Source organism: Desulforamulus profundi, from assembly GCF_002607855.1.
In genome coordinates, this window is sequence record NZ_AWQQ01000047.1 from 116,423 (window position 1) to 140,747 (window position 24,325).

Below are 24,325 nucleotides of genomic sequence, written 5' to 3' on the forward strand. Positions count from 1 at the left end.
GTGCCTTAATTATTAATCATCTGTGCTATCACAAACTTCTTTATGATTTTCTCGCATTTTTTATTTCAACGTAACCTGTACCTCTTTGCCGAGGGAGCGGGCAACCTTGGCCAGAAAGTCCAGGGATGGATTGTACGTTCCGCTTTCCAGGCGGCTGATATTGGATTTCTGGGTCCCAACCCGAAGCGCCAATTCTTCCTGGGTAATATTTTGGCTGGTGCGTGCTTCAATGATTTGCGAAATCACATCATAGCGCGGTTTCAGCTTTTCGTATTCCGCTTTGAATTCTTCGTCCTTCATCAAAAGCTCTTTCACTTCGGAAAACTTTGCTCCTGCCTTACTCATTGTCACACCTTCTTTCATAATCTTCTTTATAACGCAGTGCCCGTTCAATCTCTCTTTGCGGAGTTTTTTGAGTTTTTTGGTGAAACCATGAAGCAGCACAAAAGTCTTATGGCGGTATGTGAAATAGAATATCCTACTGATATCCGAGGCGAACTTGATTCTCAATTCAAAAAGTCCTTTGCCTTTTATAGGCTTGACGTATGGTTCCCTTAATTCAGGCCCATGCTTTTCCAGCAGTTCTATTTCGCTAAAGGCTTTCGCCCGCATTTTTGCTTCCAACGATAGCAGAAAATCCAGTACGGGAATATCTCCGTTTTCCTTTTTATAGTATTCCACTTGCCAATCCATGATACACCTCTAATCTTAGTATATGCTTCACCTCACCATCATGTTATCATATACGATAACACAAATCAAGGATTTTGTATTTTTTGTAAAACATCTAAAAAGCAATCATTTTTCCATGCTATTTGACTGCCGTATCCTTAATACAACCCTGAGATAATCGTTGTAATCCTTCCCGCGCTGGGGCGGCTCGTCGGAAATGGTGTAGGTTGAGGGAAGGAGGGCCTTGATGGTCTCCGCCGCCAGCCTTCCCGGTGCGTCATTGTCCAGATGCAGGGCAATTTCGGTTATTTGTGGGTAATCCTTGAGGTATTGCATCAAAGCGGCGGGCGGGGTGCTTTCTCCGATGTTCTTTTTCGGCCTGTAAATACCCGCCAGGGACAGGCAGTTTTCCCGCCGCCAATCCCTGCCGGAAAGCAGCTCCAATGTGCCGTAGGACAAAAGGTCAATGGCGCTTTCAAACAAATGCAGCTTTGTGGATTTATCTCTTGCCGGAATGGAGAAGGAGAAGTGCTTGTCGCTGCCGCTTACGTCCCCCATAAACCGGCTGCCGGATGTGCCCCGGAGAGCGCCATACCGGGGGACACCCTGCGGGTCGAAGCCGACAAAGACCGCGTTGTGGCGGTAGCGGCTTTCATACAGCCGTCCGGTTTGAAGGCAGTAATCTATCAAGGCGCTGTGTATGCCGCGCCCTCTTAGATAGGCAGCCACGCGGTCATTGCTTTTGTTTTTCTCCGGCAACAGTAGCGTTCTCGGCTGGGCGGGTCCCCGCGCCTTTGACGGGGCAGACGGCATAACAACTGCCTGCCCGTCTATCCGCATGACCGCCTCGGGAAGCGTCATGCCCCGGACTTTGATGAGATAATCCAGGGCGGAGCGCCCGCCGATGCCGCGGGACCACCAGCACCACTTCCCGTTGGATATTTTCAAGCTGTCATGGGTGCGGGTGGTATAGACGTTGCCGGAAAAGCGAACCAGCTCCTGCGGCTCGTAATGCTGCAAATAGGTCAGCAGATCCATCTGTTTGGCGCGCTTAATCTGTTCCGGGGCCACATAGGGCATAGCGATCACCTCCAAACGTGAAAAAGCACCGGATTTTGTCTTCCGATGCTTTTCACGAAATTTTTGCAATGCGGCTATATTGCGCCGATTTTTGATATAGGAAAAGCCGTCCGTATGCCCGCGAAAATAAAGCTGCATACGCTCCATGTCCTCCATTCGGGTTGCAGTATCTCCGGCAGGGTCTGGAATATAAAAGGTTCGTTCATCACGCGCCTCCTTCCTGGTTTTTTGTTTTACTCTTAGCCTGGGAAAATAGAAAGTCAAAACTGCTAAAGCGTATTCAGCCTTTACCGTTCATAGCCCACGGCCTTTTTTTCGGAAATATCCAGGTCCTCGTCCGGTTGGTCGTCCATGATCTCGTTTTCCGCCTTGTCCATATTCAGCAGGATGTTCAGTTCATGCAGCCGCGCGGATTTGCTTTGCAGCTCCTGCTCCTTCTCAAAGGGGATGTCAATTTCTTTTTTGGCCGTTTCCATCTGCTGGAGGAGGGCTTTTAGCTGTTCCCGGCAATACGCCAGTTTTTTCGGCATTTCGGCCAAAGCATTATTCAATCTTGTAATGTTGCCATGCACGTCCGCGCCCAAGGCCACCGTATGGCTGAGAGCGCCCTGGAGCGTGATTTGATACTTCTTGTTAAAGCTGTCGAAAGAAAACAGCATCGGAAAACCCAGGTAGCTGCCCATTTCCTGTGGCTCCGGCGAGGTCATCAGCTTGCAGGCTTCCAGGATGGCCGCGCCCGCCTTGGCCTTTTCGGGGTAGGAAATGTCTTTGACCGTCATGCCAGCGAATTTGCTTTCCTCGGCATCCCCTCCGGCGGGTGGCAAGGCGCTGTGCCTTTCATACCGGGCAATATCCTTCTCATAGCCCGCAATGCGTTCCTCGGTGGATTTGATCTGCCGGGGGAATTGTTTGAGCAATCTGTCCTCCAAAGCGTAACGCTGGCTGAGGTGGTTCGCTTTCAATAGCTTAAGCTTGGAAACCTGGATGTCTAAATCCATCTTCTCCTTGATGAGCGGGTTGCCCGTCGCCAGCGCCTTGACTTCCGCGTAGGAAAGGGCCGTTTCGTCAATGTCCTCGGCAGAGCGTACCGGGGATTTTGAGGTCATGATCTGGGAGATAAAGCGTTGCTTATTCTCCAAAATCTGATAGAGATAGGCGTCAAAGGTATTTTCCGTCACATAGCGAAAGATATGCACCTCGTCGTTTTTGTTGCCCTGGCGGACAATCCTGCCGCTGCGCTGCTCCAAGTCGCGGGGCCGCCAGGGACAGTCCAGGTCGTGCAGCGCGATCAGGCGGTCCTGGACATTGGTGCCCGCGCCCATTTTAAAGGTGGAGCCTAACAAGGCGCGTACCTGTCCCGTGCGCACTCTGGCAAACAGCTCCTTTTTGCGGGTTTCCGTGTTGGCGTCGTGGATGAAGGCAATCTCGCCTGCGGGAACGCCGCGCGCCATGAGCTTTTGGCGCACGTCGTCGTAGACGTTGAAATTCCCGTCGCTTTTCGGGGTGGACAGGTCGCAGAAGACAAGCTGCGTCAGCTTTTGGTCGCGGTGCTCCTGCCATAAGCGGAAGATATTATCCACGCAGGCGTTCACCTTGCTTTCTTCATGGTCGGGCAGCATGGGATTGGCCAACCGCTGGTCAAGGGCCAGCTTGCGTCCGTCGTTGGTGATTTTCAGCATGTTGTCTTCGTGTGGTTCCACCATCCGGTTGCGCACCTTTTCGGCGCGCTCGCCAAGCTCGGCCACCATGTCCTGCTGAAACTCGCTGGGCTTGACAGCCACATTGTGATAATTGGCCTTGGGCACGGGGAGGTCCAGCATATCCGCCGTTTTGATGTCCGCAACCTCTTTAAACATGCTCATGAGTTCAGGCAGGTTGTAGAACCGGGCGAAGCGTGTTTTGGCCCGGTAGCCCGTGCCCTCCGGCGCAAGCTCGATGGCGGTCACGGTTTCCCCGAAGGTGGAGGCCCAGCAGTCGAAATGCTGGAGTCCTTGTTTGCGCAGGGCTTCGTATTGCAGATACCGCTGCATGGTGTACATCTCGGTCATGGAGTTGGAGATGGGCGTGCCCGTGGCAAAAACGATGCCGCGGCCTTCCGTCAGTTCGTCGAGATACCGGCATTTGGCAAACAGGTCGGAGGATTTTTGCGCCTCGGTCTGGGCCAAGCCCGCCACGTTGCGCATCTTGGTGTAGAGGAACAAATTTTTGTAAAAATCCGCCTCGTCCACAAACAACCTGTCAACGCCCAGTTCCTCAAAGGTGACCACATCATCCTTGCGGCTGGTGTCGTTGAGCTTTTTCAGCTTCAATTCCAGGGTCTTCTTGGTCCTTTCAAGCTGCTTGATGGCATAGCGTTCGCCGCGCTCCGCCTTGAGTTCCCGGATGCCGTCGGTGATCTCCCATATTTGTTCCTGCAATTGGCGCTTTTGCCGCTCGGCGGAAATGGGTATTTTCTCAAACTGGCTATGGCCGATGATCACCGCGTCGTAGTCGCCGGTGGCGATGCGGGCGCAGAATTTCTTGCGGTTCTTGGTCTCAAAGTCCTTTTTGGTGGCCACAAGGATGTTGGCCGATGGGTAAAGCTGCAAGAATTCCCCGGCCCATTGCTCGGTCAGGTGGTTGGGCACGACGAACAGGCTCTTGTTGCAAAGCCCCAAATGCTTGCCTTCCATCGCGGCTGCGGCCATCTCGTAGGTCTTGCCCGCCCCCACGCAATGGGCCAGCAGGGTGTTGCCGCCGTAAAGGATGTGGGCCACCGCGTCCACCTGATGCTGGCGCAGGCTGATTTCCGGGTTCATGCCGGTGAATTTGATGTGGCTGCCGTCGTATTCGCGGGGCCGGATGGCGTTGAAGCGGTCGTTGTAGATTCTGGTCAGCCGTTCACGGCGCTGGGGGTCTTTCCATATCCAATCCCGGAACGCTTCCTTGATGGCCTCCTGCTTCTGCTGGGCGATGGCGGTTTCTTTTTTGTTGAGGACGCGCGTTTCCCTGCCGTCTGCATCGTATCTGGTGTCAAAGATGCGCACGTCCTTGAGATTCAAGGTTTCTTCGATGATCTTATAGGCGTTGACACGGTTCGTGCCGTAAGTCATTGCCGCTTTGATGTTTGTGCTGTCGGCGTTTTTGCCGGAAATATTCCACATCGCGGTATAGCTTGAAAAGCTTACGTGAATTTTGGACTTTATATAATACGGAGGCTCAAGCAGCTCAAACATGAATTGCTCTACAACATCAGGAGGCAGCCAGGTCGCGCCCAAACGCACGTCGATTTCAGAGGCGGACAGGTCTTTGGGCTGCACCGCTTCCAGCGCCTTGATGTTGGGGGCGATCTGCTCCGCAAAGTCGGGTCGCGTTTCGGCAAGCCCTCTGGCCAGGCGGAGTTTATTCCGCACATTCCCCGAAAGGTATTCATCGGCGGTAACGAAGGGGCAACGGGTGATGTCGAAAAAGGCTTTCGGCACTTGAGCAGGGTCTTGGTCGCCGAGGTTGCGGAAGATCACGCCCTGCAGGTCGTCGGCAAGCTGTTCCTCGGAAAGCCCGGTCAGGTCATGCATGAAACCTAAGTCCACGCGGGCTTTTTCCGCGATGGAGATGGCCAAGCTTCGGCGGCGGTGTCCACATGGGTAACGGTGGCGCGCTGCCGGATGGTGCGCTTGCTGAACATGTCCGCCTTGCGCTCCATCTCGCCGTTTTCGTCCAGCACCTCCAAGGAGCAGAGCAGGCAGTAGGCACTGTCGTCGGCAAAGGCCATGCTGTTGCCCCGGCTGTTGATCAGGCCGTATTTGGCGGTAAAGGCGTCGTAGAGGCGGTTAAGCTTGCGTTGCTGCGCCCGGATGGTTTCGTCGCCGTAGTCCTCGGTCTGGTATTCGATCAGTTCGCGGACGCAGTCCCGCAGTTCGATCATGCCCTTAATTCTGCCTTGCGCCGTGACGGAGGTTTCCACCCGGTTCATCCGGCTGTTTTCCCGGTAGTAAATCTGGCCGTCCACCAGGCAATAGCTGAAATTGCGGACGCTGGGGTCCGCCGGGATGGAGGAGGTATCCGTGTCCTCGCCAATATCGTCGATCTCGTAGTCGCTAATCTCGGCGTGGATGTTTTCCAGCGCCTCCCGCAAAAGCTCGGCAAGGTCGGCGTCCTCATGGGGCAGGCAGGCGGTCTCGGATTCGTTGCCGTACATGCTCTTGTCAAAGACCATTGTGCCCAGCACCATGTCCGGGTTGTGGGCAAAATATTGGTTTACGGGTACGCCGTCCCCGGTGGCGGAAAGATGCACCCAGTCCGGCTCAATGTCGATGATGCGGTCGCGCTTCTGCAAAAAGAGGATGTCGGTGGTAACCTCGGTCCCGGCGTTGGCCAGAAACGCGTTGTTGGGCAATCTGACCGCCCCTAAAAGCTCGGCCCGCTGCGCGATGTATTTGCGCACCTCGGGGTTTTGCTTATCCATCGTGCCTTTGGACGTGATGAAGCAATAATGCCGCCGGGCCGCACCTTGTCCAAGGTCTTGGCAAAGAAATAGTCGTGGATGTAAAACTTGTATTTGTCATATTTCTTATCTGCTACGCCATAGCTGCCGAAAGGCACGTTGCCCACGGCCAGGTCGAAAAAGCTGTCGGGCAGGTTGGTTTCCTCAAAGCCCTGCACCGCGATATTGGCCTGCTGATAAAGCTGCTTGGCGATCCGGCCCGTGACGCCGTCCAGCTCCACGCCGTAGAGCCTGGAGTCTTTCATGCTCTCGGGCACCAGGCCGAAGAAGTTGCCGCTGCCGCAGGCGGGCTCCAGAATGTTGCCGGTCTGAAAGCCCATGTTTTCCAAACAGGTGTAGATGGCTTTAATCACGACGGGCGACGTGTAGTGGGCATTAAGGGTGGAGGCCCGCGCGGAATTGTATTCATCCTCCTCCAGCAATTCCTTCAGCTCCGCGTATTCCTTCGCCCACTGGGGGTTGGCCTCGTCAAAGGCTTGCGGCAGGCCACCCCAGCCGACGTATTTTGACAGGATTTCCTGTTCCTCCGGCGTGGCCAGGCGGTTTTCTTCCTCCAGTTGGTTGACCAGACGGATGGCCGCGACATTCCAGGCGTACTTGGTCTTTTGCCCGCCCACGCCCAGGTTGTCATCGGTGATCCGGAAATTGACGCGGGGCTGCTTCGCTGGTTCCGGCGCAAGGTGCAGGCGGGCTTTGGCAGCCTCGCCGCTCTGCGCCTTCTGCCGAGCTGGTTCCGTCTGCTGCTCCAAAACACGGCGCACAAAGCCGACGCTCTCCCGGCGGAAGATGGGGAAGCCCACGCCGTTTTGGAAGGTGATGTCCCGCAGGCTGACCGTGCCGGTTTCCTCGTCGATGGTGTCAATGGCAAAGCGGCGGCCGTCGATGGACAATTCCAGGCCCGCGGCCATTTCTTTTTCGGCTGGTTGTTTAATATCCGTGTCGGGATAGATGCCGATTCTGAAGTCTTGAAAGTATTCGAGGGCCGCGTCGTCATTTAAAAAAGAGCCCTGCATCCGCCGGGCAATTCCGTGGATGTCAAGGGCCTCCAGACGCACCGTGAGCTGTTGGGGAGAATTCAAGTCCTGTAGAACTACCGTTCCCGCTTCTTTATCAATACTGAACAGATAGAACGGCGGGGAGCGGTCTTCTTTCCGCGTCGGGGATTCGCCCTCGCCGCCGCTGCCGATGGTGACGGTATCCTGGCGGGTGACGCTGGGATCCCCGGTTTGCCGCGCCCACTCCGGCGCTTCGGGGTCGTCACCGTGGATGGTCGCCAGGTCGCGGGGTTCCGTCAGGTAATCCTGATAGGTCCGCTGGAATACGTCCTCCTGGAGCCATTCCCGAAACTGCGGCAGGGTGGCGTAGGCTTCATAAAAGTCCGGGTGTTCCTTCCGCATGGAAAGGGCAATCCGGTCAAGGGCCTCGTCCAGCTCCCGCTTGGCGCTATCGGGGTCGGTGTCCCGGTCCCGCAGGAAGGAGAATATCTCATCCTGCTGCACCCGGCTGACCAGCTCCGGTAGATATGTCCGGTACAGGTCGCGGGGGGATGGCGCTTGCTCTTTTTCGGCTGGTTGCTCTGCAGGAGCTTCCGTCTGCATTGCAGCAGTTTCCTGCTTGTTGGCGATCAGGTGGTCGTTGAGGGGATTTTCCCGCAGCCTCCGGTCAAAGTCGCTCCGCGCAAGCTCCTTGTTGAAAAGCGGGAAGCTTATGTCCCGAAGCTGTACCGTGCTTTCGTCATAGGCTAAAATCTCGTATTCGTCCGCGCCAATGTAGACCGTGCTGCCAAGGGAAAAGGCGTAATGCGCGTTTTCCCGCGAAGGCGGCTTTGCCTCGGCAGGGGCGGGCTCTCGGTTCAGGCTGTCGCGGGCGTAGGCTTCCTCAGCAAGCTGCTGGCGGCGTTCCTCCATCTGCTGCCGGTAGGCGGGCAGATACTCTTTTTCTTTGTCGCTTAAATAGCGTCCGGCGGCGATCAACTCGCCGATTCGATTCTGCACCTTCATCCAGGGCAGAAGGATTTTGGCATCCGGCCCGGTGCGCTTTCCCCTGGTGAGGGTGATGCCTTTGACATCATGCCATTCGTCAATGTCCAGGTCGAACAGGGCAGGGGCGCGTCCGCCGGTGCCGTACTCCTTTTTCAGAAATTCGGCGTTTTCTTTCGCGGAGGCGTTTTGCTGGAAGTGCAGATAAATCCGGTATTTGCCGCCCTGGGCACCGCTGCCTTGCCGCAAAACCGCGTCAATGGCTTCCTGCGGAATAGAAAAAGCGGAGGATTTTTCGTCCTCCGCCTGTTCTATGGCCGCTGTTTGCTGTTCCTCGGTTGGCAGGAGGGTTAGCTGTAAATAAGCTCCGTCAGTACGCTTTCCTCCGCCTGGTGCTTGAGGCTGTTCATGTGCCCCGTCCAGCCCAGCGGGTCGGTCGCCTTGTTCGGCGCGGGGCTCTTTTCCAGGAGCTTCGCCGTGATCCGCTCGACGCGCTCCCGCGCCGTCCGGTCGATCTCCGCCAGGTGGCTGTTCAGGTCCCCGGACAGCATCAGGCTGGCGTACATTCCTTTCCGGTGGTTTTTCAGGTATGTTCTGCGCAACATCCCATATTTGCCGATGTGCGTTTGTTCTTCCGGCAGGGCCAGGTCGGGTATCAGATAATCGCCCTGCTGCGTGTAGGTCAGTTCCATGCTCACCGCTCCTTTCATCATGTGGCTTTATGTTTTTATTGTGGGGCGTGCTGCGATTTTTGGCAAATGTGCGGCTTTGCTTTCGCTCCGCTTTTTGCATGTCCTTGACTGTGGCCTCGATTTCCCGCAGGAGCATTTCCGCTATGTCGCTGGTGGCCGCGCCCAGCCGGGAAATGGTGTCGAGGGTGTTGAAGTTAAGGACGCTCTGAAAATCCTCAAAGGTCAGGTATTCGTCGGCATTGCAGCCGCAACGGGTTAAGAGCATGCAGGCCACGGAGCTTTTCAGGGCGTTCTTGAAAAACACCTCGACGTTCAGATCGTCCAGTTCTTCCAAGAAGCTGCCTTCCCGAAAAGAAAGCAACTCGGACAGGTAATCCGTGCAATTGTCGTCCACCGCATTGTGGGCCGCCGAGACCAGCGCGGATGGTAGATCGTTCTTATCATCCAGATCGCCAAAGGTGTTTTCCAGGGATTCCGTCACCGCCTTGGCATATTTATCCCGCATTTCCCACAGCAGGACGGGACGATTGTAGCGGCTGTTGGTGTCGCTCACATCGAACACATGGCGGAGCCTTAACCGGCTTCCGCTGTCGTCAATGAGGGCGATGCCCTTCGCGCCTTTGTTCACCCACCGTCCCAGTTTCCCGTTCCACACTTCAATAGGAGCGCAGGCCGTCGCGTCGGACCGCTGCGCGTAAATCAAAAGCTGGTCCTGAAACGGATATTTGTAGCTCCAGGCCGCAGTTTTCAGGAAGGAAGTCCAGTTGGCATGGCTTCTGGTGACGCTGCGGGCCGTCCTTTCGGAAAGCTCGGTAATCAGTTGCAGCTTTGTCGCCAATCCGTATCCCTCCTTTACTTCATCAGATATTGGTTGGACAGCCTGCCGCCGTCCTCGGAGTACCGGGGAGCAATGCCGATCATGTCCAACCGCCTCAAGCGGTTCAGATTGCTGCTGGTGGCCGAACGGGACAGGCCCACGCTTTTACCAAGGCTTTTAATGGATATGACCACGCTGTGGTGGCGGCCTCCCGCCATGTCCAGCAGGTAGCAGTACAGGAGCTTTGCCGACGCGGGGGCGTGGAGGCCCGCGCAAAGCCTGTATCTCGTCAGATCGTTCATCTTTTCCCTCCCTCCTTGTCAGATAGAAATAATTTTATAAACATATGAAAGAGCGCTTGACTTTGCCCTAACTGGAAGCCGTATACTCCAATCAGAACATGTTCAAATGCCATCGGGTGGTGATTCTATGCTCACAATCGGAGAATTCTCCAGAATCAGCAGAGTGTCTGCCAAGACGCTCCGTTACTACGACCAGATTGGGCTGCTCAAGCCCGGATTCGTCAGCAAGGACTCCGGCTACCGCTATTACGAGGTCTCTCAGCTTCGAGACATGCTGCTGATTTCGAGGCTGAAGCGGTATCGGTTTTCTTTGCCTGAGATATCCGCTGTTCTGGCCACAAGGGACAATGGCCGTCTGGCCGAACTCCTGCAAGCCAAAAAAGAGGAGTTCCTGCGGCAAATCAACGACCAGCAGCACCTCCTGCTGCAAATGGAGCAGGACATTGAGAAAATAGAAAGGTGTGAGAATATAATGCAAGCCAATTATTTGGTTAAAACCGTGGAGACGCAGCCCAAAACCATCTATTCCCTGAGACGAAAAATGAGTGTTCGGGATTTTGCGGAAGCCTTTGGCGCATTATGCGCCGAGTTGGAAAAGAGTCGGCTGAAGCCTGCCGGGCCGTTCCTGTCCGTCTACCATGATGAGGAATTTAATCACGAATGCACGGATATTGAAGTCGGGGTGGAGGTGTCGGGCGGCAGCGGCGAGCATGTGCGGGCGCTTGCTCCGGGTCTTTGCTGCTTTGCAACCCATATCGGTCCGTATGACGATTTCACGCCGTGCTATACGGCGCTGATGGAATGGATTGAAAGAGAAGGATATACCGTTTCCGGGCCGCCCTTTGAGTTGTACATTAAAGGCTGCGATGACAACGTTCCGCCCAGTGAATATGTAACCGAAATTTATTTTCCCATCAAAAAGTAATGCACCAAGATAGCATGAAAGGCAGGGGGAACCTACGGAAGCTCCCTGCCTTTCACTTTACAAAAGTTTATCTCTGCTTATCGTTCCGGCTCGCGCCGTTTTTTTATCTGCTGCCCCGGTTTTTCCCCGGTGTCCCTTTGGGGCTGGAGGGAGCGCAAATACTCGATTTCTTCCAGGGCGCGCTTGCATAAATCCTCCACGGCGGCCAGCCGGTCCCCCAGGTAATGCCCCCAAAAGTATTCCTTTTCGTCCTTTCTGCATTTCCAGGTGACAAACTGCGCGGGCGCTTTCTCACTGTGCCCGATGACGAATTCCGCGTTGCCCACGGCCAGCCGATCGGTAATGACATACCCGGCGTTGATCTCTTTTTCCATATCCTGAAAGCCTCCTAACGCTCCTGTACTTGTTTTTTGTGCTTGGCCTGTTGCCCTGCCAGTATCTGTTTTAGCTCTTCCTTTGCCCAATCGGGCATATATTCGGTTTTCAAAACGCCCAGGATATCCTCCCGGTTCCAGCGGGATTCCTTGCCGGAGTATAGATTGACGGTGTAGACCGCCCGGCCCCTGGCGTTGGCATGAGTGCCAAAGCCGCCCACAGCCAGCACAAGCTGCTTGTCGGCGGTGCGGTATTCGGGACGCAGGCGTTCCGCCCTGATGACCACCACCTTGTTTTCAATGCTTTGGCCGTAATCGTTGGGTGTGCAATGTTCCGACGCGAAGGGCGAAAGCGGGACGGCGATTTTATCCCGTTCTGCTCTGACCGCTTCAAGCTGCGCCTTCACGCGGTCGGTAAACTCGGTCATCATTTCCAGGTAGTCGTCGCTTCCGGCAGCGTCAAAAAATTGTTCGATGCCCAAGGGGTTATCCCATGAGCAGTAGCACACCATGTACGGACAGTCGGTTTTCCCTTCGTCAACCGCAAAAAGGATTTCTCTATCACCAACATGGATGGCGTGTGTTACCTTGTAGGTATCCACCATGCGTTTTTCTTCAGCCATTTTTAGGCCCACGCTCCTTTGCGGGCAGCGGAAAAGAAACGCTTATCCGCCCCCTTTGCCGCATGTCCGTTATTTTTCTTTCCGCTTGATATGCAGGTAAATCGCGCCGCCTGCAATTACAAGGCAAAGCACGACGGCTAAAATCGTCTTCAACTCCACAAAAAACACCCCCTTGTATTGAAGTCAGCAGGTCAGTCCGTATATAAAAGAAACACCGGCGTACATAAAAAATCCGATGCACAAAAAGACGGCCAACGGGACGCTTCTTTGCCGGGCCGCCGCCGCATAGAGGAGGGCGGGGAGCAGGGCGAAAAAGAGGATGCCCGCCAGCGCGTTCAGTCCAACGTAAAAGCCTAGCGCCGCCGTCAGCTTGATGTCGCCGCCGCCAACGCCGCCGTATTTCACGGCCAGCAGGAGCAGGCAAACACCCGGCAGCAGAAATCCCGCAATCCGTTCAGGCAAGGCCGGTTCTGGAAACAAGAAAGCGGACGCGCCGCCGATGGCAAGGATTGTTATCCATGTCCAATCGGGGATAATCCGCTTTTTCCAATCCATGAAAGCCGCCCACAGGAGAGGGATAAAACAAAGCGGCAACATCTCAATTCCCCACGGTGGTATCATCGTCGTACATATTGCCCACCACATGAATTTTCAACGGCCCGCCGGTAAGCCACTTGGACAGCGTTCCGCCGGGGGTGTGCGCGTCGGTGACAAGGAGCTGCGCGATGTAGTCCCTATTGTCGGGGAACCAGATGGGGACGTACTGCTTGCGGTATTTGAAGGGGGAGGCGGGATTCTCCCGGAAAACAAATTGGCCGCCTTCCTTTACCAAGGGGATGGCGGTTTCGTAGCGGTGTTCGGGCAAATAGACCTCCGCTGTCTGCGGGGCGGTAATCAGTTCCGGCCTGTCGTAGTTGGTATTCACGGTGGCGGTGACGCGGATGGCATAGCCGTAGCCCGACTTGAGATAGCCGCGGGATTTGGTGTCGTAGTCCAAGGCGGCAGTGATTTTCAGCTCCGCGTAAAACTGCCGCCACACAAACTGGCCGTTTTCGTAACGTTGCTCCCACCATGTCACGCGGGGTTGTTCGCTTCTTTGCGGCGGGTCGGGCAGCGCCCGGCTTTCCTCCGGTTCTTGATAGGTTACGTTTTTAATGACGGCCTGTTGGGTATAGGTGTTGTTATTTGTAGAAGTTTCATTATCCAAAACCTCATCGGGGTTGATGGTGGCAATCAGGGTGATGTTTTTGTCAATTTGCACACTGGGGGTATCCCATTTGACCGACACGGTATTCCAGGTATTCTGCTCCATGACTACTGCGTCCACACGCTTTTGCAGCGAAAGCTCCGGAATTTCAAACACGACGGAAACTTTTTGTCCCGGCGTAAAGTCCAGACTGCCTTTGTTGGACACCTTGATGGTGGTGATAACCGACTGATTTTCCTTATACTGATCCGGGGTAATGCGTTGCACGTCCAGGTCATAGGGACGCTCCAACACCATGATTTCCGCCGCCGCCCGGTTGTTGCCCATGTTGGCGTCCGTGTAATCCGCCGGGGGCGACACCTGCGCCGCAAGCCGGATGATGGTCCCTTTTTCGCCTGCCGTGCCGGTGATAAGGAATGATTTCTTTTCATAGGCTTTGAAATTTGCCGTGGCGGGCACGGCGGGAACCGCCTTGCCGTCGATGGCGGCGTTCAGGCCCACATCAGTCAATGCCTTGCCGGTGGAGTTGGCAAAGTATACGGTGAAGCTGTATTCCTCCTGCTGGTAGGCTATGGGCGGCGAGGACAAATTCACCCATACGTCGCACAACAGGTTATCCGGGTTATCGGGATTATTGGGATTGTCCGGGTCGTCGGGATTGCCGGGTTCTTCGGGATTATCCGGGTTGTCAGGGTCCGGGGGGTTATTCGGGTCCTCCGGGTTGCCGGCAGGTCTTTTCACCACCGTGATGCTTGAAACGGCGGTGTTATTGCTAAAATTTCTGTCAATAAAGCCCTCCGGCGCTTGCACGCTGGCCCACAAATGATATATCTCGCCTGCCTTCCCCGCCGTGCCCTCAATCGTAAAGGACTTGGTTTCACCTGGCTTAAAGCCGGTTGTTTGCGGAATTTGCACCAGCGTATTTTCATTGCTTTTCCCCGCCAGGGGTACAGCGTTCAGCTCCCGGCCGGAATGATTGGTGAAACTCACGGTATAGGCGTATTTTTCGTATTCGTAAACGGTTGGCGGCGCAAGGATGGCGGCCGACAGGTCGCAGGACTCCTTCAGGTCGGGCGGTTCATCCGGGGGATTGTCAGGGTTGCCTGGGTTATCCGGCGTGTCCGGCTCGTCGGGCATGTCGTTGTTGCCGGGCGTCGGCTCCGGCGCGGGGTCAACGATCCGTATAACCGCCGTGGCCGTGTTGTTGCTGAGATTGCGTCATAGAAGCCCTCGGGCACGCCGATATGCGCCCAGAGGCGGATTTCATCCTCGGCGGTGTCCGCCGTGCGCTTCACTTCATAGGCTTTGCTGGTATTGGCCGGGAAGTCCTGCGTGACCGGGATTTCTTCAATGTTTACGCCGTCCACCGTACCCTTTAAGGTTACGTCATAGGCCGGGCTGCCTCCGCTGTTCATGTAAATCACGGTAAAAGAATAACTGTCGCCCCGGTTTACCGTGGCGGGGGCGCGGATGGCAACCGACAGGTCGTTTCCTTCACATGCTTTGAACTTAAAGTAAAATTGAACACTGGGAATTTGATAGTGGATTTTCTGCGTAATTTCGGTCTGCGTTTCGCTTTCCCCATCGGTATATTCGGCGGTTTCCGGGGTGTAATTCCATTCCAGCCCCATGTATTGAAAGTTTCGGGACAGCTTGATGTCGTCCTTGCGGAAGGTGACGGAGGCGGTCTGATAGGGATAAAGCAGTTCCGGCACACCTTTGTCCTGCGCGGTGAGCTTCCCGAAAATCTCCCGCTTATTTTCGTCACACCAAGTCGCGTCTATATTAACCCTGACCGGAGCCTGGTAGGTTATTTCCGCGCTCCGCATGGTTTCAAAGGCGATGAGCGCCTTGTCCGTTCAGCCGTAACGGGTGGTCAGCGGCTCAAAATCGGTGTCCGTGTCATAGGTTCCGTAGAGTTTGCCGGAGGCGAAGCCGTAGATTTCCACCACCAGGCTGCCTTTCAATGTGTAGGTTCCGCCGTCACAGCGATTGATCCAAGCGGCGATCCGCTCCTGTTCATGGTCGGCCACGGTGTTGGCGCTGACGAGGCCGACGCGCTGCGGCTCCGGGAAGGCTTTCAGCAGCGTTTCGCCCTCGTAGATTTCTTTCACGTTCATGCCGACGGTGCGGTATCGGGTGTCATATGTGGCCCGCACCTGAAACACCACATTGGCCGTAACGACGAGGACGGCCCCTTCATCCGTCTTGGCGGTGACGGTGCAGGGGCCGCAAGCCTCCTTGTTCTCAATGGTCAGCGTGTGGTTGGGGGTTATCGCTTGGCTTTGGCCGCCGTACTCCAGCCGGACCTCTGTGAGACTGCCGGTTTTGGCCGTGGTGTTGATGGCAATCCGGGCCGGGAATTGCTCCACGGCGACCACTCCGCTTTCGCTGGCCAGGCTGTCTATGGGGGAAGCGATATTGATGGCAATGTCGCTCTCCGGCAGGGCGAAGGCTTTCGCCGACATCAGCAGGCAGCAGACAAGCACAAGCGGAATGGCAAGGATGAGCTTTTTAATCATGGGGAACCTCCTTCCTCAATGCGGATGTTGGCGCTGGATATGGTGAAGGGAAGCCGGATCGTGCCGCTCAGAAAGTTAAAAACGCTGCGGGTTTTCAGCGTCCCGGCCAGCGTCAGGCAGGGGGGCTGTCGGTGGCGTCGATGCGCTCAACCTCAAGCTGGTAAACCCACTGATTCCCGGCATACTTATTCAGTTCGGAATCCAGCCCCATATTTTCGTGGAAATATTCATACAGCGTCTCTTGGGCCAGGGCGCTGTCCATCCGGGAGCAGCCGTCCCTGCGGTAATCGTCTTGCATGGCGTATTCCACGGAGCTGTTTACGCCCCGCTGAATGACGTACTCCGCTTGCTGGTAGAGACTTTCGATGCGGAAGTATTCGCTTAGGATTACGGCAAGGGTCAGAATGAAAAAGACGAGGATGAGGATAAACAAAAAAACGTCGCCTTTGCGGTTGTTCATCATTCGCTTGAAATGGCCCACGGCTTTCCTCCTTTCCGGCGCTTATTCGGGCAGCTTCCAGTATTTTTCCGACATGCCCGCGATACTTACGCGCATGGGAATATGGATTTGAACAGGGGCCGTAAAGGACGGCCTAAAAAGGGTAAAGGCGTGGCTGTAGGTCATGGTGATGGTGAAAGTGTCCCTTAACTGGATTTTTTGGTTTTGCTCGTCGCAATACGCCACATCCTCGATGGTCATTTCCGGCGACAGGCCGGTTTGCTGCTTGAGCCGGTTAAACACGTCATAGACGGGTTCGGCTATTTGCCCCTCCAGCTCAACCACACGCACGATGCGCCTGCACATGTGATTCAAATTCAAATAGGTTGTGAAAACGCCCAAAAAACTGATCACTGTGGCCATGAGTGTAATCACCACCAGCGTTTTGACGATCAGATCGACATAACTGCTGCCTTTTTGGTTCAAAAGCAGCTTGGGAAAAGGCCGGGGGAGAGAAGCTCTCTCCCCCATGCCCCGGTGCCGGTTGTTCATTGGTCTTGCACCTCCCGCGATTGCGGATATGCTTTTGGCGGCTTTCATCAGTTCAACAGGTTGGTGATTTTGGTGACGATGCTGTTCCAGATGGTGGTGATGGAGCCTTGATACAGGGTCATGAACACCGCGCCCACCACCACGACAATGAGCACCACGATGAGCCAGCCGGTCATTTGGTCCCCGGAGGGGTTTGCCAGTACGTTCCGGGCTTTCAGGCCCGCCATTCTGATTTTGTTTTTTAAAGCAGTCATCATGATAAATACCTCCATATTTTTTAGATTTGGTTGGAAAGGGGAAGCAATGCTTCCCCTGGGCCGCCGCCTTTTGGCTGCAATTAGTTCAAAAGGCCGGTGATTTTGTCCACGATGCTGTTCCAGATGTCGGTGATGGAACCCTGATACAGGGTCATGAAAATTGCGCCTACCACCACGACAACCAGCACCACAATCAGCCAGCCGGTCATTTGGTCGCCGTCGCGCTTGGCCAGCACGTTTCCGGCTTTCACCAGAGCGGTTGCCATCCTTTTTCTCATGGATTTTCCTCCTTTCTTCGGTAATGAGGGAGTCCGCGGCTTTTTGTTTTACATGCTCTACCTCCTGAAGATGATTATTTGAAAGGGGCTTTCCCCGTTTCAGCACTAAAAGAGGCTCCCCATTGATCGGGTCATGTGGGAGCCGATGACGTACAGCAGGGTGGCCAAGGTCACGGCCACCAGGGGGATGGACGCGATCTTGACCCGGCGGGGCAGCAGATTCAGTTTTGTCTTGAGTGCTTCCCTGGCTTTTAAATCCATGTCCCGGGCGAGATAGGCCAAGGCGTCCCCTTGGCGCTCGCCCCGGTGCAGACCGATGAGGGCGTTGACGAGAAAGGAAATATCGGTCAGGCCGAGACGCGCGTTGAAGTTGCGCAGCGCGGCCTCGATGCTGATGGACTTCATCTCCAGGACCAGGATGGAGATGTCGTCATGGAACACATCGCTGGCAACGCGCAGGTAATCTTCAAAGATTTGCACCAGGTCGGCCTGGACGACGGTTTTTGGGCTGTCTCCCCGCATGTCGTCCAGCTTGTACAGGATGGAGCGGATAAAGCTTGGCATTTCCATTTCAATGCGCTTCTTTTTCGCTTTCAGTTGGTCTTTCAGGTCGGACGTGAAATGAAAATAGACGACCACCGCAAAAATGACAATGATCGGGGTGAGGCTTGCCGCCCCGATGAGCAAAAGCGGAACCAGGAGCAGCAGGGTGAAGGCGGCGCAGATAAGCGCCCTGGCCTGGTATTCCTGGGGCGTGAGGGCCAGCCCTCCCCGCCGCAGCATGGAGAGCATCCTTGCCTCCTGTACGGGATCGAGCCGGATCAGCCGGGCAGCCGGTTTGACCAGGGGCATGACAAAACGGTTCAGCAGCCGTTTGCCGGGTTTCTCTTTTTGGGTCCGCAAATTTCTCAGGTTTTTCTTCATGCTGGCCCTGGGGATTTGCCAAAGCTCCCGGCAAAAGAAAAATCCTGCCGTAAGCAGCAGGATGAAAACGACAATTTGGTAAAACAACGGTAAACCTCCTTTGCTATCGGTTGGCCGGTTTCGTCGCCCGCAGCACGTAAAAGGCCGTGCCCAGGGCGGTCAGCAGCATGAGGGCAACCAGCAGCTTGCCGACGGCGGTTGCCGTCAGGATGGAAAACCATTCGGCGTTGGAGAAGCGCATCATGGGGATCACGCTGAACATCAGGCCCGCCGTCAATAAATAGTCCCGCCAGACGCGCACCATCATGCCGTCGCTCTCCACCTGCATGGACTTGGCGTCGTTCATGGCTTTCACTATGGGAAACAAAGCGAACTTCAAGCGCCGGTCGTGATGGCACAAGATAAGCATTTTTGTCCACTCGGCAAAATACCGGTTGCGTATCTTGGCCGCCAGACGGTACAATCCATGTTCGACGTTGGGATTGATGTATTTTATTTCCGAAACAAACTCGTCAAAGGGCGTGATGGTTCTCAGATGGGGCGGAAGGTAGCGGTTTTTTTCTTCAACGTACAGCTCGACTGCCTTGACAACATCGTCGCAGGAAGCGTAGGCGTTGGTGATGACCGACATGGTGTTTTCCAATCCTTCTATTTCCTCCCGCGCCACCGCCGCGCTTTTTACGGTCAGGTAGATGTAGGGGGCGGGAAGCAGACATCCTGCCGCTGCCGCCGCCAGGTCGGGGCTGTCAAACAGCAGCATTCCGGCCAGAAAACCGCCTGCCGCCGTTGCCAGCATCATCATGAGGAATTTCTTTCGCGTGCAGCGGGTCTGCCGGAACAGGGTCTGCAAGCGGATGGCGATCCGCTCGGCGGTTTTCAGCTTGGCGCCTGCCAGATAGAGGCGGCGCTTTTTCAGCGGGTTTTGCTCCACCGCAAAAGGGTTCAGCTTGAGCAGCAGGAACAGGGCCAGGCTTACAAGCCCGAACACGAGCATAAGGGATAGATGAATGGGGTTCATGCGGGGCCTCCTTCCGCACCTTCCGCAAAGCGGCGGATTTCCTTTTGCGGGACGCCGCCCACCAAGAGCTTTTCGGCCAGCGCCGGGGAGATGTTTCCCAAACGCTGGTGTTTTCCCACTACTTTGGTAATTCTTCCGGATTTGTCATGCTCATAGTGGTCCACTGTATAGCGGTAAAGGGTGGTGCCGGTGACTTCGCCGTTCTGCACGCCGGTGGCTTCAAAAATCTCCATGTATTTGCGGGATTTGTCCGGGAGCTGCCGTTTGAAAAGCATGATGGGAAACGCTTCAACGATATTGCGCAGCAATCGTTCCTCCGTCAGGGAGGTCCCGGCTTCCAGGCACATGGTCAGAATGCGGTCGTAAGCGGATCTGGCGCTGTTGGCGTGCAGGGTGCTGACAATGGTGTGCCCCGTCCGCCCGGCCTCCTGCACGGTCAAGGCCTCCGCGCCGCGCATCTCCGCCGGGACAAGTATTTCCGGGTGCAGCCGTAACGACAGCTTTAATAAGTCCAGCATGGTAATGGGATTCGGCGCTTCTTTTGTCAAAAGGTGAATCACGTCATTTGTCATGACGCCGTTTTCGTCGTATTTTGCCAGGGATAATTCCCGCGTGTCCTCGATGGTGACAATGCGCTTTTCGGGAGCCACGGAGCTGAGGATGTAGCCCATGTCCGCCGTTTTGCCGCTGCCGGTGGCTCCGGCGATGGCTATGGAAACGCCATTGTTGACGCAGATGGTCAAAAAGTCCAATTCCTCCGCCGTGGCCGTCCCCCAGCGAATCAGGTTCTGCCTGGTGATGAAAAAGGGCTTTTGCTTGCGGATGGAGGCGATGGCCCCGGCGTTTGCGTCAACACAGGGCTCTATTGCGCCCGACATTCTGACGCCCCGTGAAATATAGCTGTCCCCGACAGGCTTCGAGCCATCAAGGATCACGCCGCCAAACCTGCTCATTTTCCTAACGATGTTGGCGCAGGCTTCCGGGCTGCCGAAGGTTTCCGGCAGGCGCACTTTTTTGTCCTTGTATTGCACCCAGACGCCGCTATAGCCGTTGACGTTGATTTCCTCGGTATCGGCGTCCCGCAAATAGGGGGATAAAAGCCCCACAAAGGCCATGTCGTTATACACCGCGTCCACCAGCTCGGAAATGTTCCGCAGGTCTTTGGACACCAACTGCTCACTGTTCAAGTAGCGCATAATCAGGTCTTTGAGCTTGGCTTCGGCCTCCTGGGAGTACAGGACCTGGGCCAGCTCCGTGGAATGGTTTTGGGCGATGATCCGTTGCAGTCTGTCCAAAATCTCGCCGTAGTCCCGCGCTTCCAGGCTGCTTTCCTCGGTGGCGGAGCGCCGCTTGTTGGCGCGATAGATCAAGTCATGGATGGAAAACCGGTTGTTCATGGCTTGCCACCTCCGCAGATTCCGTCGGCAATCTGTTCCAGCACCTTGCCGTAATACCGGCAGGCCCGGTCACGGTGGAAATACAAGGGCGTTCCGGCGTTTTGCAGCTCGCTGGCCCGCTTGACGTGAGGCAGATCAAAGGCAAAGGGAAGTCCGATCATCTCCCGGTAGGTCTGATCGTCGAAATCGCCGTCCGGAGCTTGCAGGATATGGATTTGCTTCTCCGCTATATGCAGCTCCCGCACAAAATCGGAGACGCCCTGCTGCCACATCCGCGCCGCAATGGAGGGCCGGTGCAGGGTGCAGATTTTCTCCGCCAGCCACAAGCCCACGCCCGACACCGGGTTTGTCAGTTCCGCGGCCCCGTCGATGACCAGAATGTCGAACACCACGGACGCGGCGTTGATCATTTGCTCCACCTGCGCAAGGGTCACGGTATCACAGAGAAGCCCAGAATAGCGGGTGGGCGCGGACAGGAAAAACAGGTTTTTGCTCTCCCCTGACTCCACGAATTTCTCCCCGATGTTGGGGTTGTCTTCGCTTAGCGCCCGGAACAAGCCCTTTTCCGGGGGAACGTGCTGGCCGAAGAAAATTTGCAGCTCTCCGAAGACCAAATTGGTGGAAATGAGGCCCACCAGACGGTCACGGGCGGAAAGGGCGCAGGCCAGGTTGGTGGCGAAGGTGCTTTTTCCGCTGTTGCTGCCGCCCCAGACGGCGATGATTTTACTGTTCACGGCTCACACCCCGTTTCTCAAAGATCAAATGCAGTTTCCCAGTGTATTCGGCCTGGATGAGCCTTTCCGCTTGCGCTTCGGTGACAATCAGTGTCACGGCTTTCACGATGGGGTCCCCGGTGGAGGACTGGCTTTCGGCCTGCTGCTTCCGAACCTGGGCGGCATCCTGGGCGCGGGCATTCTCCGCACTGTAAACCTCCAGTTCCTTTAATTCGGGATAGATGATCACCTGCGGAGAGGCGCTTTGGCCGTTGGGTGATTTATCCGCAAACACGGCCACCGTCACGATGTCGCCGCTTCTCAGGTGGGAGGATAATCCCGCCGCGATGCTGGGCACGCTGATAGTGACCAAACGCTGATTGTTTGCGGCAATGCGGTCAAGCAGCTCACTGGCAATCGTTCCGCCGAGTTTTTGCGGAAAGAAATAATCTCCCTTTGCGATTTCGGTCTGTGCGATTTTCCCGATGATTAAGGACTTGTCATTCATGACATCCTCCGGCAGGCCATAGCTTCCGACTTCCGTTGAAACAAGGTGTTTGTCCTGGATTTCCGTTCCTGCCGGAATGTCCGTTGCCGCCCGCAACACTGTCACAGTCGCGCTTTTGCTTTCGTAAAAGCGAGGCAGGAGAAAAAACGAAACGCCCGCCGCCAGGATAAGGCAAAGGGCGCTTAAAAAGATTCTGTTTTTAGTAGTTTCAAATTGTATGCTTCCTCCTTCCGGAAATTTTAGATAGAAGGCGGCTTTACCTTCCGAAAAAGAAGGGGATGCCCGCTTTGCTTTTCATTCTTTTTTCCGGCAGCCAGCCCATTGCTGCCGAGTGATGGTTTATCGTCCATGCGAATGTGTCGAAACAAGGTTCGGAACACCTGGGCTGTTCTCGTTCTACTGCTTCATGCAAGGCTACTTCTTGTACTACCAGCCGAAAACAGGGATATTTCTTTTTCGGCTGGTAGTTTTTAAGGGACGAGGCATGGAGAAGGGCGACGGAAGGCGGTGTTGTCTGCATGTTTCATAAATAAGCAGACTACCCCTTAAGTATAGAACGGGGCATTTTATTCCTTAAAAACGGTACACTTCTCTTTGCTGCATTTCTCATGCTGCATATCGTAATGAAGGCAATGCTCGCAGTCCCGATCCTGCATGGTTTTTACAGGGTCGCGTTCATGCCTCGGCTTCTCCTGCATCATGCGCTCATAGGTCCGCAGCCGCCCCTCCGTAAAGTACATTGAAACACCTCCTTCCCCAACGGACACAAAAAAAGCCCTCTTTTTTTGAGAGCGAGGCTGCCACGTTTTAGCGTTCCTGTTCCCGCTGCCGCTTTTTGTACCAGCTTTCCAGAAGTTGAACGATCAAGTCCTCTTTTTGCTTTTCCGTAAAGTTACTGGGAAAAAAGCGGTCGATGCGTTCCCGCCGGATATTGAATTTTTCCTTTTGATTGGGCTTTTCCTCAGTGAGAATGGAGAAGATGACATCCATGTTCAGCCTGCCGTCCTGACTGAGCTTTTTCATCCGCTGCGCCTGGGCCAAAGACGGAGTGCAATCTTCGGACTGCATGGTGTTGTACAGGTCTTGTTGTTCGTTTTCGGCCAGGTATGAAAGCTCCACAGCAGGGTTAAAGGCGATTTGTTTTTCGTCCACCATTTCAAGGATGGAAGGGAGCAGGGAGGTAAGGCGGATATATCGGGAAATTTGATGTGGTCCTTCTCCAGCCTGTTCTGCAATTATTTGCCTTGATGTTTTGTTAGTTAACTTCTGCGCAACTTGCGCAGAAGTTAAATCAGTCCTTGAGCCTTGCCGCTTTATAGCTTCCAGTTTCATCTTATATGCAAAAGCTTTTTCACTTGGTAAAATGCTTTCCCTTTGCAGGTTGCTGTCAACCATAATGATTATCGCGGCATCGTCATCCATTTCACGGACAATGCAGGGCATAGTTTCCTTGCCCGCAAGCTCGCTTGCCTTTTTGCGCCGGTGTCCGGCAATCATTTCATAGCCGCCGTCCGCTTTTGGCCGGACAAGGCCGGGGACCAAAACGCCGTATTGCTTTACGCTGTCCGCCATTTCCAGCATGGCCTCATCCGCTTTCACCTTAAAAGGATGGTTGGGAAAATCGCTAATTTCCGATAGGGGAATATCCATCACTTTTTCGCGCTGCTGCTCGGCGCGGCTTTCCTCGGTGGTAAACAGATCATCTACTGAGGCCAGTTTTATGCTGCTTCGCACGTCGTTTTTCGCCAATGTCCCGCACCTCCTTCGTAAAGGCTTCATAGGCTTTCGCCACTAAACCGTGAGGGTCGTGGGCATAGATGCTTTTCCCTTTGGCGCTGGTTTCCGCCGCACGGATAGACAAGGGGATTTCCGTTTGGAAAATGCGCAGCTTGTCGCCGTAGTCGCGGCGCAGGATAAAGGAAATGTCCCTGGCAAAGTTGGTGCGGTTATCCACCATTGTCACCAGAACGCCGTCAATGGTTAGCTTGGGATTGATTTGCCGCCTTACCCTGGCTATGGTCTGTAAAAGCTGCGTCATTCCTTTGGCGGGCAGATAATGGGCCTGAACCGGAATAATTACGCTGTCTGCGGCGGCAAGGGCGTTGATGGTCATCATGCCCAAAGAGGGCATACAGTCGATCAGCACATAATCATACCTGTCTTTGACGGTGTTGATGTAACTACGCAGCACCGTTTCCCGGCTCATAGTGTTGACGAGGGAAACCTCAATGGCCGACAACTCAATGTTGCCCGGCATGAGGTCAACGCCCTCCGAATGATGAAGAATACCCTCATTAGGCTCATACGGTTCCTCCAACATGTTTTTGGTTAAAACGGTCGCCAGTGAAACAGGCAGATTGTCCGGCTCATGGAAGCCCAACGAATCCGTTAGGTTGCCTTGCGCGTCCGCATCCACTAAAATCACCTTTTTACCCTGCATCGCAAGGCCGATACCCAGATTGACCGTTGTGGTCGTTTTGCCCGTGCCGCCTTTTTGGTTGGCAAGGGCGATTACTTTTGACACTTGAAATTCCTCCTTTTTTATTGAAATAAAAAAGCCGTT

Annotated in this window: 22 protein-coding genes and 1 pseudogene; 1 reads left to right on the plus strand and 22 read right to left on the minus strand. The window is 54.9% G+C overall.

Annotated elements, in window-relative coordinates; all coding sequences use genetic code 11:
* Nucleotides 1-60: 60 nt before the first annotated feature.
* From P378_RS24495 to P378_RS08140, 4 genes and pseudogenes are all read right to left on the minus strand, one after another.
* A complete protein-coding gene (locus P378_RS24495) occupies nucleotides 61-693 on the minus strand; it encodes a type II toxin-antitoxin system RelE/ParE family toxin (protein WP_476588324.1) in 633 nt (210 codons plus the stop codon).
* 105 nt (nucleotides 694-798) lie between these two features.
* Complete coding sequence (locus P378_RS08130) at nucleotides 799-1,752, minus strand: DUF3991 and TOPRIM domain-containing protein (RefSeq protein ID WP_099082914.1); 954 nt, start codon at nucleotides 1,750-1,752, stop codon at nucleotides 799-801.
* A 287-nt stretch (nucleotides 1,753-2,039) separates the two neighbouring features.
* Nucleotides 2,040-6,891, minus strand: a pseudogene (locus tag P378_RS08135) (N-6 DNA methylase); the annotation flags it as partial.
* A 2,867-nt stretch (nucleotides 6,892-9,758) separates the two neighbouring features.
* Nucleotides 9,759-10,025 carry a helix-turn-helix domain-containing protein gene (locus P378_RS08140; protein ID WP_099082886.1) on the minus strand — a complete coding sequence of 89 codons (267 nt, stop codon included), beginning with the start codon at nucleotides 10,023-10,025 and terminating at the stop codon, nucleotides 9,759-9,761.
* Nucleotides 10,026-10,152: 127 nt separating this feature from the next.
* Here P378_RS08140 and P378_RS08145 point away from each other — a divergent pair, with 127 nt between their 5' ends.
* Nucleotides 10,153-10,950, plus strand: coding sequence for a MerR family transcriptional regulator (locus tag P378_RS08145; protein WP_180261022.1), 798 nt, complete (start codon nucleotides 10,153-10,155; stop codon nucleotides 10,948-10,950).
* A 77-nt stretch (nucleotides 10,951-11,027) separates the two neighbouring features.
* On the opposite strand, the gene P378_RS08150 is transcribed toward P378_RS08145, so the two are convergent.
* The 18 genes from P378_RS08150 to P378_RS08220 form a co-directional block, all read right to left on the minus strand.
* Nucleotides 11,028-11,324: a hypothetical protein gene (locus tag P378_RS08150; protein ID WP_099082888.1), complete on the minus strand. Its 297-nt coding sequence runs from the start codon at nucleotides 11,322-11,324 to the stop codon at nucleotides 11,028-11,030.
* A gap of 14 nt (nucleotides 11,325-11,338) precedes the next feature.
* Nucleotides 11,339-11,947 carry a hypothetical protein gene (locus P378_RS08155; RefSeq protein ID WP_099082889.1) on the minus strand — a complete coding sequence of 203 codons (609 nt, stop codon included), beginning with the start codon at nucleotides 11,945-11,947 and terminating at the stop codon, nucleotides 11,339-11,341.
* Nucleotides 11,948-12,130: 183 nt separating this feature from the next.
* A complete protein-coding gene (locus P378_RS08160; RefSeq protein WP_338013866.1) occupies nucleotides 12,131-12,592 on the minus strand; it encodes a prepilin peptidase in 462 nt (153 codons plus the stop codon).
* A complete protein-coding gene (locus tag P378_RS21405; RefSeq protein ID WP_238473027.1) occupies nucleotides 12,546-14,291 on the minus strand; it encodes a DUF8195 domain-containing protein in 1,746 nt (581 codons plus the stop codon). The genes P378_RS08160 and P378_RS21405 overlap by 47 nt, the downstream gene beginning before the upstream one ends.
* Entirely contained in the window at nucleotides 14,219-14,869 is a 651-nt protein-coding gene (locus P378_RS21410) for a hypothetical protein (protein ID WP_238473028.1), read from the minus strand. The genes P378_RS21405 and P378_RS21410 overlap by 73 nt, the downstream gene beginning before the upstream one ends.
* 144 nt (nucleotides 14,870-15,013) lie before the next feature.
* On the minus strand, nucleotides 15,014-15,676 hold the full coding sequence (locus P378_RS21415) for a hypothetical protein (RefSeq protein ID WP_238473029.1): 663 nt from the start codon (nucleotides 15,674-15,676) through the stop codon (nucleotides 15,014-15,016).
* A gap of 112 nt (nucleotides 15,677-15,788) precedes the next feature.
* Nucleotides 15,789-16,157, minus strand: a complete 369-nt coding sequence (locus tag P378_RS08170) for a hypothetical protein (protein ID WP_238473030.1) — start codon at nucleotides 16,155-16,157, stop codon at nucleotides 15,789-15,791.
* Between the two features lie 21 nt (nucleotides 16,158-16,178).
* Complete coding sequence (locus P378_RS08175; RefSeq protein WP_099082891.1) at nucleotides 16,179-16,667, minus strand: DUF4320 family protein; 489 nt, start codon at nucleotides 16,665-16,667, stop codon at nucleotides 16,179-16,181.
* Between the two features lie 47 nt (nucleotides 16,668-16,714).
* On the minus strand, nucleotides 16,715-16,924 hold the full coding sequence (locus P378_RS08180; protein WP_099082892.1) for a hypothetical protein: 210 nt from the start codon (nucleotides 16,922-16,924) through the stop codon (nucleotides 16,715-16,717).
* 80 nt (nucleotides 16,925-17,004) lie between these two features.
* Entirely contained in the window at nucleotides 17,005-17,202 is a 198-nt protein-coding gene (locus P378_RS08185; RefSeq protein WP_099082893.1) for a hypothetical protein, read from the minus strand.
* 105 nt (nucleotides 17,203-17,307) lie between these two features.
* Nucleotides 17,308-18,213, minus strand: coding sequence for a hypothetical protein (locus tag P378_RS08190; protein WP_238473031.1), 906 nt, complete (start codon nucleotides 18,211-18,213; stop codon nucleotides 17,308-17,310).
* 16 nt (nucleotides 18,214-18,229) lie between these two features.
* Entirely contained in the window at nucleotides 18,230-19,144 is a 915-nt protein-coding gene (locus tag P378_RS08195; protein ID WP_099082894.1) for a hypothetical protein, read from the minus strand.
* Nucleotides 19,141-20,541 carry an ATPase, T2SS/T4P/T4SS family gene (locus P378_RS08200; protein WP_099082895.1) on the minus strand — a complete coding sequence of 467 codons (1,401 nt, stop codon included), beginning with the start codon at nucleotides 20,539-20,541 and terminating at the stop codon, nucleotides 19,141-19,143. The genes P378_RS08195 and P378_RS08200 overlap by 4 nt, the downstream gene beginning before the upstream one ends.
* The gene (locus P378_RS08205) at nucleotides 20,538-21,275 is read right to left on the minus strand and encodes a CpaE/TadZ family protein (RefSeq protein WP_099082896.1); all 738 of its coding nucleotides are present in this window, start codon (nucleotides 21,273-21,275) and stop codon (nucleotides 20,538-20,540) included. Before P378_RS08205 ends, P378_RS08200 begins: the two co-directional genes overlap by 4 nt.
* Entirely contained in the window at nucleotides 21,265-21,981 is a 717-nt protein-coding gene (cpaB, locus tag P378_RS08210) for a Flp pilus assembly protein CpaB (protein ID WP_274378667.1), read from the minus strand. The genes P378_RS08205 and cpaB overlap by 11 nt, the downstream gene beginning before the upstream one ends.
* Nucleotides 21,982-22,328: 347 nt before the next feature.
* Nucleotides 22,329-22,502 carry a hypothetical protein gene (locus P378_RS19480; RefSeq protein WP_180261023.1) on the minus strand — a complete coding sequence of 58 codons (174 nt, stop codon included), beginning with the start codon at nucleotides 22,500-22,502 and terminating at the stop codon, nucleotides 22,329-22,331.
* A 67-nt stretch (nucleotides 22,503-22,569) separates the two neighbouring features.
* A complete protein-coding gene (locus tag P378_RS08215) occupies nucleotides 22,570-23,496 on the minus strand; it encodes a ParB/RepB/Spo0J family partition protein (protein ID WP_027364611.1) in 927 nt (308 codons plus the stop codon).
* Nucleotides 23,462-24,286 carry a ParA family protein gene (locus P378_RS08220; RefSeq protein ID WP_027364610.1) on the minus strand — a complete coding sequence of 275 codons (825 nt, stop codon included), beginning with the start codon at nucleotides 24,284-24,286 and terminating at the stop codon, nucleotides 23,462-23,464. The genes P378_RS08215 and P378_RS08220 overlap by 35 nt, the downstream gene beginning before the upstream one ends.
* Nucleotides 24,287-24,325 lie beyond the last annotated feature (39 nt).

Excerpts from the sequence above, each read along its gene's own strand:
- P378_RS24495 (WP_476588324.1), bottom strand. The coding sequence starts at position 693 with ATGGATTGGCAAGTGGAATACTATAAAAAGGAAAACGGAGATATTCCC.
- P378_RS08130 (WP_099082914.1), bottom strand. The coding sequence starts at position 1,752 with ATGCCCTATGTGGCCCCGGAACAGATTAAGCGCGCCAAACAGATGGAT.
- P378_RS08140 (WP_099082886.1), bottom strand. The coding sequence starts at position 10,025 with ATGAACGATCTGACGAGATACAGGCTTTGCGCGGGCCTCCACGCCCCC.
- P378_RS08145 (WP_180261022.1), top strand. The coding sequence starts at position 10,153 with ATGCTCACAATCGGAGAATTCTCCAGAATCAGCAGAGTGTCTGCCAAG.
- P378_RS08150 (WP_099082888.1), bottom strand. The coding sequence starts at position 11,324 with ATGGAAAAAGAGATCAACGCCGGGTATGTCATTACCGATCGGCTGGCC.
- P378_RS08155 (WP_099082889.1), bottom strand. The coding sequence starts at position 11,947 with ATGGCTGAAGAAAAACGCATGGTGGATACCTACAAGGTAACACACGCC.
- P378_RS08160 (WP_338013866.1), bottom strand. The coding sequence starts at position 12,592 with ATGTGGTGGGCAATATGTACGACGATGATACCACCGTGGGGAATTGAG.
- P378_RS21405 (WP_238473027.1), bottom strand. The coding sequence starts at position 14,291 with ATGCCCGACGAGCCGGACACGCCGGATAACCCAGGCAACCCTGACAAT.
- P378_RS21415 (WP_238473029.1), bottom strand. The coding sequence starts at position 15,676 with ATGATTAAAAAGCTCATCCTTGCCATTCCGCTTGTGCTTGTCTGCTGC.
- P378_RS08175 (WP_099082891.1), bottom strand. The coding sequence starts at position 16,667 with ATGAACAACCGGCACCGGGGCATGGGGGAGAGAGCTTCTCTCCCCCGG.
- P378_RS08180 (WP_099082892.1), bottom strand. The coding sequence starts at position 16,924 with ATGATGACTGCTTTAAAAAACAAAATCAGAATGGCGGGCCTGAAAGCC.
- P378_RS08185 (WP_099082893.1), bottom strand. The coding sequence starts at position 17,202 with ATGAGAAAAAGGATGGCAACCGCTCTGGTGAAAGCCGGAAACGTGCTG.
- P378_RS08195 (WP_099082894.1), bottom strand. The coding sequence starts at position 19,144 with ATGAACCCCATTCATCTATCCCTTATGCTCGTGTTCGGGCTTGTAAGC.
- P378_RS08200 (WP_099082895.1), bottom strand. The coding sequence starts at position 20,541 with ATGAACAACCGGTTTTCCATCCATGACTTGATCTATCGCGCCAACAAG.
- P378_RS19480 (WP_180261023.1), bottom strand. The coding sequence starts at position 22,502 with ATGTACTTTACGGAGGGGCGGCTGCGGACCTATGAGCGCATGATGCAG.